This is a genomic window from Pseudomonas sp. GT1P32 (genome assembly GCF_054897805.1).
The window spans coordinates 3977017-3992998 of record NZ_CM142704.1 but is presented as its reverse complement, the minus strand read 5'-3'; the positions used below and the strand labels follow the sequence as shown (position 1 = coordinate 3992998).

Here is a 15982-nt window from a genome sequence, read left to right as displayed (position 1 = left end):
TCGGGGTTTTTTATTGCCTGTGGTTTGTGTGTTGACTGTGCGGGCCTCTTCGCGGGCGAGCCTCGCTCCTACAGGTTTTGTGTTGTACGCAGTTTTCGCGACCGGCACAAAATCCGTAGGAGCGAGCGGTGCGGCGATCCGACTTGCCCGCGAAGAGGCCGGGTAATACAACCTATAAATCGCAGACAACAAAAAGCCCCGCACTTCTCTCGAAGGCGGGGCTTTTCGGGTGGTGCTGCGATCAGAACAAATCGATCGGCGCCGCTTCATCCGCTGGCAGCGGGCTGCCCGGCGCATTGCCGTTGCCCAGCTCATTCACCGACGGTGGCGTATCTTCGGCCTTGAACAGTTCGAAGTACGCTCCAGGCGTGCCTGGGGTGGCTGCCCGGCCGCTGACCGGGTCAACCCGCAGGCTGAGGATGCCTTCCGGCTCCGGTTGCGTGTGTGGCGGCTTGTCTTTGAGCGCGGCGCCCATGTAGTTCATCCAGATCGGCAGGGCGACGGTGCCGCCGAACTCGCGTTTGCCCAGGCTTTCCGGTTGGTCGAAACCGGTCCAGACGGTGGTCACGTAATCGGCGTTGTAGCCCGAGAACCAGGCATCTTTCGATTCGTTGGTCGTACCGGTTTTGCCTGCAATGTCGGGGCGCCCCAAGGCCAGTGCGCGACGGCCGGTGCCAAGTTTGATCACGTCCTCGAGCATGCTGTTGAGTATGTAAGTGGTGCGACCATCGACAATGCGTTCGGCCACGGCCGGTGCCTGAGGTGTTGGCAGCCCCGGAGCTTCGCCCGGCGTCGCATTGACCGTAAAGGCCTCGGCGGTCGGCGCGGCGATGCCGTCGGTGGCCACATCGCCTTTCGGCACGCTTGGCGGATTGGCGACGAACAGCGTGTCGCCATTGCGGCTTTCGATCTTGTCGATGATGTACGGGGTGATCTTGAAGCCGCCGTTGGCGAACGTGCTCCAGCCGGTGGCGATTTCCATTGGCGTCAGGGTCGCGGTGCCCAGGGCCAGCGACAGGTTGCGCGGCAGGTCCTGCTTGTTGAAGCCGAACTTGCTGATGTAGTCGATGGTGCGATCGACGCCCAGCGCCTGCACCAGGCGGATCGACACCAGGTTGCGCGACTTGTACAGCCCTTCACGCAGACGGATCGGGCCGAGGAAAGTGTTGGTGTCGTTCTTCGGACGCCAGACCTTGTCCAGGTATTCGTCGACGAACACGATCGGTGCGTCGTTCACCAGGCTGGCGGCGGTGTAGCCGTTATCCAGCGCGGCGCTGTAGACGAACGGTTTGAAGCTCGAACCTGGCTGGCGCTTGGCCTGCAGGGCGCGGTTGTAGTTGCTCTGCTCGAAGGCGAAACCGCCGACCAGCGAGCGAATCGCGCCGTTCTGCGGATCAAGGGAGACCAGTGCGCCCTGAGCTTGCGGGATCTGGCTGAATTTCAGCGAATTGTCCGGCTGACGCTGTACGCGAATCAGATCACCGACCTGAGCCACATCCGAGGGCTGCTTCGGATTGGCGCCCATGCTGTTGGTGTTCAGGAACGGCCGCGCCCATTTCATGCTGTCCCAGCCAATGTGTTCGTCGCCGGTACGGGTCAGCACTTGCAGGCCGTTCTTCTCGACCTGTGTGACGATGGCCGGCTCAAGGCCGCTGATGGTGCGCTGCTTGGTCAGCTCAGAGATCCAGGCCTCGCGGGTCTTGCCCGGCAGGCGCGACTCGGGGCCACGATAGCCATGACGCTGATCGTAGGTCATCAGGCCTTCGTGGACGGCAGTGTTGGCCATTTCCTGCAGGTTGCTCGGCACGGTGGTCGTGACGCGGAAACCCTCGGTGTAGGCATCGCTGCCGTAGCGGCCGACCATTTCGGCGCGGGCCATTTCAGCAATGTACGGCGCGTTCACTTCCGGGGTCGGCACGTGATAGCTGGCGTTCAGCGGCTCGTTGATCGCTACGGTGTAATCGCTCTCGGTGATCTTGCCGAGCTTGTACATGCGGCCAAGGATCCAGTCGCGACGCTCCTTGCTGCGAGCCGGGTTGGCCAGCGGGTTGAAGCGCGACGGAGCTTTCGGCAGGCCGGCGATCATCGCCATCTGCGCCAGGCTGACGTCACGAATCGACTTGCCGTAGTAAACCTGCGCCGCGGCCTCGATGCCGTAGGCACGGTTGCCCAGATAGATCTTGTTGACGTACAGCTCCAGGATCTCGTCCTTGGTCAGCTGCCGTTCGATCTGCAGGGCCAGGAGAATTTCAGTGGTCTTGCGCGAGAAGCTGCGTTCGCTGGTCAGGAAGAAGTTCTTCGCCACCTGCATGGTGATGGTGCTGCCGCCGGACTGGATGTGTCCGCTTTTGACCAATTGGGTGGCGGCACGCATCAGGCTGCTGGGATCGACGCCGTAGTGGTTGGCGAAATTGTCGTCTTCAGCACTTAGTAACGCATTAATGAAATTGGGGGGAATGTCGGCGAAACGGATCGGTGTACGGCGCATTTCGCCAAACTCTGCGATCAATTTGTTGTCGCTGCTGTAGACGCGCAATGGAATCTGCAACTGGATGCTTCGCAGAGCCTCCACAGATGGCAATCCCGGACTAAGGTAAAGAAACGCGCCGCTCAGACCAAGGAGCAGTCCGCAGAAAACGGCGACGATGGACCAACCGAAGAATTTCAGCAGACGAATCAAGGCTTTGGGATATCCAGGGCAAAGAATGAATTAGGCAGCAGGGTTCAGATAAACAGGGAACGACCCGCGCTTGCAGTAAAAACCGGAAAAAAACGCTGGGCATTATAAGCATTTTTACGTCGAGAGCGTCATTTGCGCTGCTGTCAAGACGGGTGGTTTGAACGCAACGGACATTACAGAGTCCGTAAGACACGGATAGTCATAGGGAATTGGTAGTGCTAGGACTCTTCAATAAAAAAGCCAATACGCTTTTGGGGATCGACATCAGCTCCACGTCGGTGAAGCTGCTTGAGCTCAGTCGCCAGGGTGACCGCTATCGGGTCGAGGCTTATGCGGTAGAACCGCTACCCGCCAACGCGGTGGTCGAGAAAAATATCGCCGAGCTCGAAGGCGTGGGTCAGGCACTTTCACGCGTGCTGCTCAAGGCCAGAACCAACCTCAAGAATGTGGCCGTAGCCGTGGCCGGTTCTGCCGTCATCACCAAAACCATCGAAATGGATGCAGGTCTTTCCGACGACGAGATGGAAAACCAGCTGAAGATCGAGGCCGATCAATACATCCCTTATCCACTGGACGAAGTCGCCATCGACTTTGAAGTACAGGGCGTGTCGGCACGTAACCCGGAACGGGTCAGTGTGCTGCTGGCAGCGTGTCGCAAGGAAAACGTCGAAGTCCGTGAAGCGGCGCTCGCACTGGCCGGCCTGACGGCGCGCGTGGTCGATGTCGAGGCTTACGCGCTGGAGCGCTCCTTCGGCCTGCTGACCGGGCATCTGGCGGCGTCTCGCGAGGATCTGACGGTCGCCGTGGTCGACATCGGCGCGACCATGACCACTCTGAGCGTGCTGCGCAACGGGAAAATCATCTACACCCGCGAACAGTTGTTCGGCGGTCGTCAACTGACGGAAGAAATCCAGCGGCGTTATGGCTTGACCGTAGAGCAAGCGGGGCTGGCGAAGAAGCAGGGCGGTTTGCCGGACGATTACGTCAGCGAAGTGTTGCAACCCTTCCGTGATGCGCTGGTGCAGCAAGTGTCGCGTTCGTTGCAGTTTTTCTTCGCTTCCGGCCAGTACACCTCGGTCGACCATATCCTGTTGGCTGGCGGCACCGCTTCGGTTCCGGGGCTGGACCGATTGATCGAGGAGCGACTGGGCACTTCGACGCAAGTGGCCAATCCATTCTCCGACATGACCCTGGGCAGCAAAGTCAACGCCGGTGCCCTGGCCAGCGATGCGCCGGCGCTGATGATTGCCTGCGGGTTGGCCCTCAGGAGCTTTGACTGATGGCGCGGATCAACCTTTTACCTTGGCGCGAAGAGCTGCGGGACGCACGTCGCAAACGCTTTTTGCTAACGCTGGTCGGCGTGCTGGTGGCCGCTGTGGCGGTGGTGCTGGTCGCGGATCAGGCCATCAACGGCGCCATCGACCGACAGGTCGCCCGAAACGATTACATCGGTAAACAGATTGCGGTGGTCGACGAACGGATCAAGCAGATCAGCGACCTCAAGGCCCGGCGTCAGCAACTGGTCGAACGCATGCGCATCATTCAGGACCTGCAAGGCAATCGTCCGATCAGCGGGCGGATCTTCGATCAGTTGGCGCGCACCCTGCCGGACGGGGTCTATTTCACCGAGGTGAAAATGGAAGGTAAAACCCTGTCCATCACCGGCGCGGCAGAATCCAACAACCGTGTTTCCGACTTGATGCGCAATCTGGATGCATCGGACTGGTTCGATGCGCCCACCCTGACAGAGGTCAAGGCGACCACCGCTGGCCAACTGGATCAGGCCAACGTCTTTCAGTTGACCGTGCGCCAGACCCAGCCTGCTGCCGTGGAGGCCGTTCAATGAGGCCGGCCGAATGGATCGAAGGGCTGCGCAAGATCGACATCAACGATCTGGACACCAACAACATGGGGTCCTGGCCGCCCGCCATCAAGGCGCTGGCGGGTCTTCTATTGATGATTCTGGTGTTGGCGCTGGGCTATAGCTTTTCCATCAGCGACCTTGAGAGCCAGCTTGAACTCAAGCGCGAGGAAGAGTCGACCCTCAAGGAGCAATTCGCCACCAAGGCCCACATGGCGGCGAATCTTGAGCTGTACACCCAGCAGATGAAGGAAATGGAGAACTCCTTCGGCGTGCTCCTGCGGCAACTGCCCAGCGACACCGAAGTGCCCGGCCTGCTCGAGGACATCACCCGTACCGGTCTCGGAAGCGGGCTGGAGTTTGAAGAGATCAAACTGCTGCCAGAGGTGACCCAGCCGTTCTACATCGAACTGCCGATCCAGATCACCGTCACCGGTGCCTATCATGACCTCGCCACGTTCGTCAGTGGCGTGGCCGGGCTGCCACGGATCGTCACCCTGCATGACTTCGACCTGGCCCCGGCCAGCCCCGAAGGCGGCTCGAAATTGCGCATGAGCATCCTCGCCAAGACTTACCGCTACAACGACAAGGGGCTGCAAAAATGAGCCCGAGTCGTATTTTTCCGATGATCGGGATGTTGGCCGCCCTGGCCGGTTGTGGTGGCAGCAACGACTTCAGTGATCTCGACGCTTACATGAACGAAATGCGTCTGCGTGCGCCCGGCAGGATTGAACCAACGCCGACATTCCGGTCTTACCCAACGTTCACCTACAGCGCCGCTAACTTGCGAAGCCCGTTTTCCCGGCAGCTCAGAGTTGATCTGGCCGGCCAGAAGCATGGCGCACGCAATGTCAAACCAGACCCCGGTCGGGTCAAGCAGTACCTCGAAGGTTTCAACATCGAGCAGTTTGAAATGGTCGGCACGATCTCCAATGCGGCTGGCTCCTTTGCGCTATTGCGCGGGGCGGGCGGTGTGCATCGGCTGAAAGTCGGCGATTACCTGGGACGCAACGATGGCCGGATCGTCGCCATCAGCGGCTCGCAAGTCGATGTGGTCGAAATCGTTCCTGACGGCGAAGGCGCCTGGCTGGAGCGGCCACGGACTATCCCTTTGAAAGAGCACTCATAGTGGAACTCGAATAATGAACAGGATTTTCGCAACCTTCGGAATGTCGCTATGGATAGCGTTGCTGTCGCCGATGGTAGAAGCGGCCAACCTCAAAGCGCTGGATGTCGCTGCGCTGCCGGGAGACCGCGTCGAGTTGAAGTTGTCATTCGATGGCGCGCCGCCGGCGCCCCACGGTTACACGACGGAGCAGCCTGCGCGGATTGCGCTGGATCTGCCTGGCGTGGTCAGTCAGTTGGCGAGCAAGACCCGTGATCTTGGCGGCGGCAACGCCCGCAGCGCCACAGTGGTGGAGGCCAAGGATCGCACGCGGCTGATCATCAACCTGACTCAGTTGACCCCGTACACCGCACGGGTCGAAGGCAACAACCTGTTCGTTGTGGTCGGGCGGGGAGGCAGTAACGCTGCCGCGCCTGCCGCCAGGCCTTCACGGGTCGCCACGGCAACTGCGGCGCCGGCCAAGGCTTATGCGCCGGTGAGCAAGGCCATTCGCGGCGTGGATTTCCAGCGTGGAACCCAGGGCGAAGGCAACGTGGTCATCGACCTGTCGGACCCTTCAATCGCCCCGGACATTCAGGAGCGCGATGGCAGGATCGTCCTTAACTTTGCCAGAACCCAATTACCAGAACCTCTGCGAGTCCGCCTGGACGTCAAGGATTTCGCCACGCCGGTGCAGTTCGTCAACGCCAGCGCCACCGGTGACCGGGCGACCATCAGCATCGAGCCCAGCGGCGCCTTCGATTACTCGACCTACCAGACCGACAACAAGCTCACCGTCAGCATCCGTCCGATGACCGTCGATGACCTGCAAAAGCGCAACGCCGAACGTTTTGCCTACACCGGTGAAAAGCTCTCGCTGAACTTCCAGGACATTGACGTGCGCTCGGTGCTGCAACTGATCGCCGACTTCACCAACCTCAATCTGGTGGCCAGCGACACGGTGCAGGGCGGCATCACCTTGCGTCTGCAGAACGTGCCATGGGATCAGGCGCTGGACCTGGTGCTGAAAACCAAGGGGCTGGACAAGCGCAAGATTGGCAACGTGCTGTTGGTGGCGCCGGCCGACGAGATTGCTGCGCGCGAACGTCAGGAGCTGGAGTCGCAGAAGCAGATTGCCGATCTGGCGCCATTGCGTCGTGAGCTGCTGCAAGTCAATTACGCCAAGGCGGCGGATATCGCCAAGTTGTTCACGTCGGTGACCAGTGCCGAGGCGAAAGTGGACGAGCGGGGTTCGATCACTGTCGATGACCGGACCAACAACATCATTGCCTATCAGACCCAGGATCGCCTCGACGAACTTCGCCGGATCGTCGCGCAACTGGACATCCCGGTGCGTCAGGTGATGATCGAGGCGCGAATCGTCGAAGCCAACGTCGACTATGACAAAAGCCTCGGCGTACGCTGGGGCGGCTCTTTGCAGAACCGGGGCAACTGGAACACATCCGGGGTCAGCAACGGCGCCAACGCTTCGTCGACCATTGGCACGCCCGGCAGCACCAGTACCAACTCGCCGTTCGTCGACATGGGTACCGCTTCCAACACCTCGGGGCTCGGCATCGCGTTCATTACCGACAATGTGCTGCTGGATCTCGAGCTGACCGCGATGGAGAAAACCGGCAACGGCGAAATCGTCTCACAACCCAAGGTGGTCACGTCCGACAAGGAAACCGCAAAAATCCTCAAGGGCACCGAGATCCCGTACCAGGAAGCCAGCTCCAGCGGCGCCACTTCGGTGTCCTTCAAAGAGGCCTCGTTGTCGCTGGAAGTGACGCCGCAGATCACCCCGGACAACCGGATCATCATGGAGGTCAAGGTCACCAAGGACGAACCGGACTACCTGAACAAGGTCCAGGATGTACCGCCGATCAAGAAAAACGAGGTCAACGCCAAGGTCCTGGTCAATGACGGCGAGACCATCGTAATTGGTGGTGTTTTCTCAAATACTCAGAGCAAGGTTGTAGATAAGGTGCCATTTCTCGGTGATGTGCCGTATCTTGGCCGCCTTTTCCGGCGTGACGTGGTTTCGGAGAAAAAATCCGAGCTGCTGGTATTTCTCACTCCGCGTATCATGAACAACCAGGCGATTGCTGTGAGTCATTGATTCTGTGCGAAATTTGATTCTTGTTGGACCGATGGGGGCTGGAAAAAGCACCATCGGCCGGTTGCTGGCCAAAGAGCTGCGCCTGCCATTCAAAGATTCCGATAAGGAAATTGAATTGCGCACGGGCGCCAATATCCCATGGATTTTTGATAAGGAAGGCGAACCGGGCTTTCGTGACCGCGAGCAGGCGATGATTGCCGAGCTGTGCGATTGCGACGGCGTGGTGCTGGCGACCGGTGGCGGTGCAGTAATGCGCGAAGCCAATCGTCGGGCGCTGCGTGCCGGTGGTCGGGTGGTTTATCTGCACGCTTCCGTGGAGCAGCAGGTCGGCCGCACTGCCCGTGATCGCAATCGGCCACTGTTGCGTACCGCCGACCCGGCCAAGACCCTTCGGGATTTGCTGGAGTTGCGCGATCCGCTTTATCGGGAAATCGCCGACCTGGTGGTTGAAACGGATGAGCGGCCGCCGCGTATGGTGGTGCTTGATATTCTCGAGCGCTTGCAGCAGCTGCCTCCCCGTTAAAGCGCAGCGCGAAATGCGCTATCCTCGGCGTCCTGCCACGACCGCTCAAGGTTGTGGCGGATGGCTACCGAACGGCGTCACACCATCAGATGCCCTGGATACTCGATAACTCAAGGCGGGACGCCTGATTTCATCTTCACTGTGGGGACACATGCAGACACTCAAGGTCGATCTAGGCGAGCGCAGCTACCCGATTCATATTGGCGAAGGTTTGTTGGATCAGCCTGAGCTGCTGGCCCCGCATATTCGCGGACGGCAAGTGGCGATCATCTCCAACGAAACCGTTGCGCCGCTCTATCTTGAACGTCTGACCCGCAGTCTTGCGCAGTTTTCGGTGATTTCCGTGGTGCTGCCCGACGGCGAAGCCTTCAAGACCTGGGAAACCCTGCAACTTATTTTCGACGGCTTGCTGACCGCACGACACGACCGTCGCACGACCGTGATCGCCCTCGGTGGCGGCGTGATTGGCGACATGGCCGGGTTTGCCGCCGCCTGTTACCAGCGTGGCGTCGATTTCATCCAGGTTCCAACCACTCTGCTGTCGCAAGTCGACTCCTCGGTGGGCGGCAAGACCGGGATCAATCATCCGCTGGGCAAAAACATGGTCGGCGCCTTCTATCAGCCGAACGTGGTGCTGATCGATACCGCCTCCCTCAATACCCTGCCGGCCCGCGAGTTGTCCGCCGGGCTTGCTGAAGTCATCAAATACGGTTTGATCTGCGACGAGCCCTTCCTGACCTGGCTCGAAGAAAACGTTGATCGCCTGCGCGCCCTGGACCAGGTCGCCCTGACCTATGCCATCGAGCGCTCCTGCGCGGCGAAGGCAGCGGTGGTCGGCGCCGATGAAAAGGAAACCGGTGTTCGCGCCACGTTGAACCTGGGTCACACGTTTGGCCACGCCATCGAAACCCACATGGGATATGGTGTCTGGCTGCATGGTGAAGCGGTCGCTGCCGGTACGGTAATGGCGTTGGAAATGTCCACGCGTCTGGGCTGGATCAGTGAGCAAGAACGTGATCGCGGCATTCGCCTGTTCCAGCGTGCCGGCCTGCCGGTCATCCCGCCTGAAGAGATGACTGAAGCCGATTTTCTCGAACACATGGCAATTGACAAGAAAGTGATCGACGGTCGTTTGCGCCTGGTGCTGCTGCGCCACATGGGCGAAGCAGTGGTGACCGACGATTATCCGAAAGAGGTTCTACAGGCCACGCTGGGAGCGGATTACCGCGCCCTGGCTCAGCTTAAAGGTTAATAAGATCCCGATGACTAGTTTGCACGCCGACGAGGCTTTCCTCGGCCATTACCAGTTGAGTCATGACCCTTTTGCTCCACGGGTGCCTGGCTTCAAATTCTTCCCGGCCCAGCGCAAACCTGTGCTGGGTCAGCTGCACCACCTGGCCCGTTACAGCCAGTTGCTGCTGGTGGTCACCGGCCCGCAAGGCAGTGGCAAGACCCTGTTGCGTCAGGCCCTGGTGGCCAGCACCAACAAACAGTCCGTTCAAAGCGTGGTGGTTTCCGCCCGTGGTGCCGGTGATGCGGCGGGCGTGCTGCGTCAGGTGGCTCAGGCGCTGAACGTCGCTCAAGCAGAGATTGGCCCGATCCTGGCTCAAGTGGTGCAACTTGCACTCACGGGGCAGGAAGTCTATTTGCTGGTGGACGATGCCGAGCAGCTCGACGAGTCTGCGCTCGAAGCCTTGATGGAGTTGGCCGCCGGTGCGCCGGAAGGCCGCCCGCACGTGTTCCTGTTCGGCGAATCCTCGCTGATCGCTCAACTTGAGGCGCTGAGCCTTGAAGAAGAGCGCTTCCACGTCATCGAGCTGCAGCCTTATACCGAAGAAGAAACCCGCGAATATCTGGACCAGCGGCTCGAAGGCGCTGGGCGGGGTATCGAACTTTTTACCGCAGAACAGATCTCTGATATTCACGAAAGCTCCGACGGCTGGCCTGGCAACATCAACCAGGTTGCCCGCGATGCAATGATCGAAGCCATGATTGCCAGCCGCTCAGCGGTCAAGCGTCCAAGTATGGGGTTCAACATGCCGAAGAAACACGTATTGGCGATTTCCGCCGTCGTCGTGGTCGCGGTAGCCGCCGCCTGGTTGATGCCGGGTCGCAGCAAAGCACCGACCACCGGCGCACCTGCCAACGAACAGGCGCAACTGCCGCTCGGCCAGGGCACGCCAAAACCTAACAGCGGCGGCGCACCTGCCGTGGAATTCGCCGGTAATTCGCAACCGATGCCATTGCCGTTGGTCGGCAACTCGCAGCCGGTCATGCGTGGTCCGTTGGCTGAAGCGGCCGGTGGCATCACCGAAGGCGACGATGGCGTGCCGGTTGAGGGTTCCAGCGCTACACCACCGACCGTGACCACCATCGCGCCTCCTGCGGGCATCCAGGCCGGTCCTGCGCCGACGCCAGCCGCCAAGCCGACGCCAGCGCCGACTCAGGTCGCGACGGCCAAGCCGGTTCCGACGGCACCTGCAGTGAAGCCGGCACCAGCGCCTGCGCCAGCCAAGCCAGCGGTCGTCGCAACCGCCAAGCCTGCCGAGAAACCAGCGGCTGCGGCCAAGGCTGCCGGCGGTACCTGGTACGCCGGTCAGGCTCCGGGTAACTACGTGGTGCAGATCCTCGGCACCAGCTCCGAGGCCACCGCGCAAAACTTCGTGAAAGAGCAGGGCGGCGAGTACCGTTATTTCAAGAAAGTCCTCAACGGCAAGCCGCTTTACGTCATCACTTACGGTAACTTCGCCAACCGCGATGCAGCCGTTACCGCCATCAAGGCCTTGCCAGCGAAGGTTCAGGCTGGTAAACCTTGGCCTCGCACTGTCGCCAGCGTCCAACAGGAACTGGCAACAACTCGCTGAAGATTCGGCGGCCTTACCCAGGCCGCCTCTCCCGGCACCTCAAAATTTCTACAAGCGCATGCCGCCTCTACAGGCCGCGTGCCTTGTGGTGTCTGCGTCACAGTAGTCTTTGAGTCGTTGCAGTCAAAATTAAAAAAGTTTTGACTAGCACAGCAGATCGCTTTAAACCTTTCACAAATGCGACATAGATTTGCGACATTTCGTCGTCAAATTTGTGAGCCTCTGTGTCGGTGTGTACAATGACCTCCCTTTTGCCCCCGCAAAGCTGGCGTACGTTCGGCGCGGATGGTAAGTGGTTGAATTGAAAAGAAATTTGCCTCGATAAGAGGCAGCCTGGTGAGAAAGTGTCTATGAAAGCAGGTCTGTACCAACCAGATGAATTCAAGGATAACTGCGGTTTCGGCCTGATAGCCCATATGCAGGGCGAGCCCAGTCATACCCTTTTGCAAACGGCCATCGAGGCCCTGACCTGCATGACCCACCGCGGTGGGATCAACGCCGACGGCAAGACCGGTGACGGTTGCGGTCTGCTGATTCAAAAGCCGGACGTGTTCCTGCGAGCCATCGCCCAGGAAACCTTCGGCGTCGAACTGCCCAAGCAATATGCGGTGGGCATGGTCTTCTTCAACCAGGACCCGGTCAAAGCCGAAGCCGCTCGCGAGAACATGAACCGCGAGATCCTGGCCGAAGGCCTGACCCTGGTCGGCTGGCGCAAAGTGCCGATCGACACCAGCGTCCTCGGCCGCCTGGCCCTTGAGCGCCTGCCGCAGATCGAGCAGGTCTACATCGGCGGTGAAGGCCTGAGCGATCAGGACATGGCGATCAAGCTGTTCAGCGCCCGTCGTCGCTCGTCCGTGGCCAACGCCGCCGACGTCGATCACTACATCTGCAGCTTTTCGCACAAGACCATCATCTACAAAGGCCTGATGATGCCGGCGGATTTGACCGCCTTCTATCCAGACCTCAGCGATCAGCGCCTGCAAACCTCGATTTGCGTGTTCCACCAGCGCTTCTCCACCAACACCCTGCCGAAATGGCCGCTGGCCCAGCCATTCCGCTTCCTCGCCCACAACGGCGAGATCAACACCATCACCGGCAACCGCAACTGGGCCCAGGCCCGTCGCACCAAGTTCACCAACGATCTGATGGATCTGGAAGAACTCGGCCCGCTGGTGAACCGCGTCGGTTCCGACTCCTCCAGCATGGATAACATGCTCGAGCTGATGGTCACCGGTGGCATCGACCTGTTCCGTGGCGTGCGGATGATCATTCCGCCTGCGTGGCAGAACGTCGAAACCATGGACCCGGACCTGCGTGCGTTCTACGAATACAACTCGATGCACATGGAGCCGTGGGACGGCCCGGCCGGCGTGGTTATGACCGACGGTCGTTACGCGGTGTGCCTGCTTGACCGTAACGGTCTGCGTCCGGCGCGTTGGGTCACCACCAAGAACGGTTTCATCACCCTGGCGTCCGAAATCGGTGTCTGGAACTACCAGCCTGAAGACGTGATCGCCAAGGGCCGCGTTGGCCCGGGTCAGATCTTTGCCGTGGACACCGAAACCGGCCAGATCCTCGACACCGACGCGATCGACAACCGCCTGAAATCCCGTCATCCATACAAGCAATGGCTGCGCAAGAATGCCCTGCGCATCCAGGCGACCATGGAAGACAACGACCACGGTTCGGCGTTCTACGATGTCGATCAGCTCAAGCAGTACATGAAGATGTATCAGGTCACGTTCGAAGAACGCGACCAGGTGCTGCGTCCGCTCGGCGAGCAAGGCTACGAAGCCGTTGGCTCCATGGGCGACGATACGCCGATGGCCGTGCTGTCCCAGCGCGTGCGCACGCCGTACGACTATTTCCGTCAGCAGTTCGCGCAGGTGACCAACCCGCCGATCGACCCGCTGCGTGAAGCCATCGTCATGTCGCTGGAGATCTGCCTCGGTGCCGAGCGCAACATCTTCCAGGAGTCGCCGGAACACGCCTCGCGCGTAATCCTCAGCTCGCCGGTCATTTCCCCGGCCAAGTGGCGCTCGCTGATGAACCTCGATCGTCCGGGCTTCGAGCGCGCGATCATCGACCTCAACTACGACGAAAGCGTCGGCCTCGAAGCTGCCGTGCGCAACGTCGCCGATCAGGCTGAAGAAGCCGTTCGCGCCGGTCGCACCCAGATCGTCCTGAGCGACCGTCACATCGCCCCGGGCAAGTTGCCGATCCACGCTTCCCTGGCCACCGGCGCGGTACACCACCGCCTGACCGAAAAAGGCCTGCGTTGCGACTCCAACATCCTGGTGGAAACCGCCACCGCACGCGACCCGCACCACTTTGCGGTGTTGATCGGTTTCGGCGCCTCGGCGGTCTATCCGTTCCTGGCTTATGAAGTGCTGGGCGACCTGATCCGCACCGGTGAAGTCCTGGGCGACCTCTATGAGGTGTTCAAGAACTACCGCAAAGGCATCACCAAAGGGCTGCTGAAGATCCTGTCGAAGATGGGTATCTCGACCATCGCTTCTTACCGCGGTGCTCAATTGTTCGAAGCCATCGGCCTGTCCGAGGAAGTCTGCGACCTGAGCTTCCGTGGCGTGCCGAGCCGCATCAAGGGCGCACGTTTCGTCGACATCGAAGCCGAGCAGAAAGCCCTCGCCGCCGAAGCCTGGAGCCCGCGCAAGCCGATCCAGCAAGGCGGTCTGCTGAAGTTCGTCCACGGTGGCGAATATCACGCGTACAACCCGGACGTGGTCAACACCCTGCAAGCCGCTGTGCAGCAGGGCGACTACAGCAAGTTCAAGGAATACACGTCGCTGGTGGACAACCGTCCGGTGTCGATGATCCGCGACCTGTTCAAAGTCAAAACCCTGGATACGCCGCTGGACATCAGCGAGATCGAACCGCTGGAATCGGTGCTCAAGCGCTTCGACTCCGCGGGCATCTCCCTTGGTGCTTTGTCGCCGGAAGCTCACGAAGCCCTGGCCGAAGCCATGAACCGCCTCGGCGCGCGTTCCAACTCCGGCGAAGGCGGCGAAGACCCGGCGCGCTACGGCACCATCAAGAGCTCGAAAATCAAGCAAGTGGCGACCGGCCGTTTCGGTGTGACCCCGGAATACCTGGTCAACGCTGAAGTGCTGCAGATCAAGGTCGCTCAGGGCGCCAAGCCCGGCGAAGGCGGTCAACTGCCAGGTGGCAAGGTCAACGGTCTGATCGCCAAGCTGCGTTACGCAGTGCCGGGCGTGACCCTGATTTCGCCGCCGCCGCATCACGACATCTATTCCATCGAAGACTTGTCGCAGCTGATTTTCGACCTGAAACAAGTCAACCCGAAAGCGCTGGTTTCGGTGAAGCTGGTGGCAGAAGCAGGCGTCGGCACCATCGCCGCCGGTGTGGCCAAGGCCTACGCGGACTTGATCACCATCTCCGGTTACGACGGCGGCACCGGCGCATCGCCGCTGACCTCGATCAAATACGCGGGCGCTCCGTGGGAACTCGGCCTGGCCGAAACCCACCAGACCCTGCGTGGCAACGACCTGCGCGGCAAAGTCCGGGTACAGACCGACGGCGGCCTGAAAACCGGCCTCGACGTGATCAAGGCGGCCATCCTCGGCGCTGAAAGCTTCGGTTTCGGCACCGCGCCAATGATCGCGCTGGGCTGCAAATACCTGCGTATCTGCCACCTGAACAACTGCGCCACCGGCGTCGCGACTCAGAACGAGAAGCTGCGCAAGGATCACTACATCGGCACCGTCGACATGGTGGTGAATTTCTTCACCTACGTCGCCGAAGAAACCCGTGAGTGGCTGGCCAAGCTGGGCGTGCGCTCCCTCGAAGAGCTGATCGGTCGCACCGATCTGCTGGAAATTCTCGAAGGCCAGACCGCCAAGCAGAACCACCTGGACCTGACCCCGTTGCTGGGCAGCGATCACATCCCGGCAGACAAGCCTCAGTTCTGCCAGGTCGACCGCAACCCGCCGTTCGATAAAGGCCTGCTGGCCGAGAAAATGATCGACATGGCCACCTCGGCCATCAACGACATGAGCGGCGCTGAATTCGCGCTGGATATCTGCAACTGCGACCGTTCGATCGGCGCGCGGATCTCCGGTGAAATCGCGCGCAAGCACGGCAACCAAGGCATGGCGAACGCGCCGATCACCTTCCGCTTCAAAGGGACGGCCGGTCAGAGCTTCGGTGTGTGGAACGCCGGCGGTTTGAACATGTACCTGGAAGGCGATGCCAACGACTACGTCGGCAAAGGCATGACTGGCGGCAAACTGGTCATCGTTCCGCCGAAGGGCAGCGCCTACAAGACTCAGGACAGTGCCATCATCGGCAACACCTGCCTGTACGGCGCCACCGGCGGCAAGCTGTTCGCTGCCGGCACCGCGGGCGAGCGTTTTGCGGTGCGTAACTCCGGTGCTCACACCGTGGTGGAAGGCACGGGCGATCACTGCTGCGAATACATGACCGGTGGTTTCGTCTGCGTTCTGGGCAAGACCGGTTACAACTTCGGCTCAGGCATGACCGGCGGTTTCGCCTACGTGCTCGACCAGGACAACACCTTCGTTGACCGGGTCAACCACGAACTGGTGGAAATCCAGCGGATCAGCGGCGAAGCGATGGAAGCCTACCGTAGCCACCTGCAACGCGTGCTGAACGAGTACGTCGAGGAAACCGACAGCGAGTGGGGTCGTGAACTCGCGGAAAACCTCGATGACTACCTGCGCCGTTTCTGGTTGGTCAAGCCCAAGGCTGCCAGCTTGAAAACGTTGCTTTCCAGCACCCGTGCCAACCCGCAGTGATATGCGCCTGAAGAGTTTGATGAGGTTTTAA

10 protein-coding genes are annotated in these 15982 nt (G+C 60.4%); 9 read left to right on the top strand and 1 reads right to left on the bottom strand.

Translation table 11 applies throughout. From position 1 onward, the window contains the following. Positions 1 to 241 precede the first annotated feature (241 nt). On the bottom strand, positions 242 to 2677 hold the full coding sequence (locus ACYZUC_RS18215) for a penicillin-binding protein 1A (protein WP_461996729.1): 2436 nt from the start codon (positions 2675 to 2677) through the stop codon (positions 242 to 244). A gap of 218 nt (positions 2678 to 2895) precedes the next feature. Between ACYZUC_RS18215 and ACYZUC_RS18210 the strand changes: the two genes are divergently transcribed. From ACYZUC_RS18210 to gltB, 9 genes are all read left to right on the top strand, one after another. Next, on the top strand, positions 2896 to 3960 hold the full coding sequence (locus ACYZUC_RS18210) for a pilus assembly protein PilM (protein ID WP_461989572.1): 1065 nt from the start codon (positions 2896 to 2898) through the stop codon (positions 3958 to 3960). Next, positions 3960 to 4526 carry a PilN domain-containing protein gene (locus ACYZUC_RS18205; RefSeq protein WP_461989571.1) on the top strand — a complete coding sequence of 189 codons (567 nt, stop codon included), beginning with the start codon at positions 3960 to 3962 and terminating at the stop codon, positions 4524 to 4526. Before ACYZUC_RS18210 ends, ACYZUC_RS18205 begins: the two co-directional genes overlap by 1 nt. Further along, the gene (gene pilO, locus ACYZUC_RS18200; RefSeq protein ID WP_461989570.1) at positions 4523 to 5146 is read left to right on the top strand and encodes a type 4a pilus biogenesis protein PilO; all 624 of its coding nucleotides are present in this window, start codon (positions 4523 to 4525) and stop codon (positions 5144 to 5146) included. The genes ACYZUC_RS18205 and pilO overlap by 4 nt, the downstream gene beginning before the upstream one ends. Then, a complete protein-coding gene (locus ACYZUC_RS18195; RefSeq protein ID WP_461989569.1) occupies positions 5143 to 5670 on the top strand; it encodes a pilus assembly protein PilP in 528 nt (175 codons plus the stop codon). The genes pilO and ACYZUC_RS18195 overlap by 4 nt, the downstream gene beginning before the upstream one ends. Positions 5671 to 5683: 13 nt before the next feature. Continuing rightward, on the top strand, positions 5684 to 7768 hold the full coding sequence (gene pilQ / locus ACYZUC_RS18190; RefSeq protein ID WP_461989568.1) for a type IV pilus secretin PilQ: 2085 nt from the start codon (positions 5684 to 5686) through the stop codon (positions 7766 to 7768). A 4-nt stretch (positions 7769 to 7772) separates the two neighbouring features. Next, the gene (gene aroK, locus ACYZUC_RS18185; RefSeq protein ID WP_032828585.1) at positions 7773 to 8291 is read left to right on the top strand and encodes a shikimate kinase AroK; all 519 of its coding nucleotides are present in this window, start codon (positions 7773 to 7775) and stop codon (positions 8289 to 8291) included. A 151-nt stretch (positions 8292 to 8442) separates the two neighbouring features. Continuing rightward, positions 8443 to 9543: a 3-dehydroquinate synthase gene (aroB, locus tag ACYZUC_RS18180; protein ID WP_214380306.1), complete on the top strand. Its 1101-nt coding sequence runs from the start codon at positions 8443 to 8445 to the stop codon at positions 9541 to 9543. Positions 9544 to 9553: 10 nt separating this feature from the next. Further along, entirely contained in the window at positions 9554 to 11155 is a 1602-nt protein-coding gene (locus tag ACYZUC_RS18175) for an AAA family ATPase (protein ID WP_461989567.1), read from the top strand. A gap of 350 nt (positions 11156 to 11505) precedes the next feature. After that, positions 11506 to 15951, top strand: coding sequence for a glutamate synthase large subunit (gltB, locus tag ACYZUC_RS18170; protein WP_461989566.1), 4446 nt, complete (start codon positions 11506 to 11508; stop codon positions 15949 to 15951). Positions 15952 to 15982 lie beyond the last annotated feature (31 nt).

Bases quoted from the DNA above. Each gene is read 5' to 3' on its own strand.
- ACYZUC_RS18205 (WP_461989571.1), top strand. From the start codon at position 3,960: ATGGCGCGGATCAACCTTTTACCTTGGCGCGAAGAGCTGCGGGACGCA.
- pilO (WP_461989570.1), top strand. From the start codon at position 4,523: ATGAGGCCGGCCGAATGGATCGAAGGGCTGCGCAAGATCGACATCAAC.
- ACYZUC_RS18195 (WP_461989569.1), top strand. From the start codon at position 5,143: ATGAGCCCGAGTCGTATTTTTCCGATGATCGGGATGTTGGCCGCCCTG.
- pilQ (WP_461989568.1), top strand. From the start codon at position 5,684: ATGAACAGGATTTTCGCAACCTTCGGAATGTCGCTATGGATAGCGTTG.
- aroB (WP_214380306.1), top strand. From the start codon at position 8,443: ATGCAGACACTCAAGGTCGATCTAGGCGAGCGCAGCTACCCGATTCAT.
- ACYZUC_RS18175 (WP_461989567.1), top strand. From the start codon at position 9,554: ATGACTAGTTTGCACGCCGACGAGGCTTTCCTCGGCCATTACCAGTTG.
- gltB (WP_461989566.1), top strand. From the start codon at position 11,506: ATGAAAGCAGGTCTGTACCAACCAGATGAATTCAAGGATAACTGCGGT.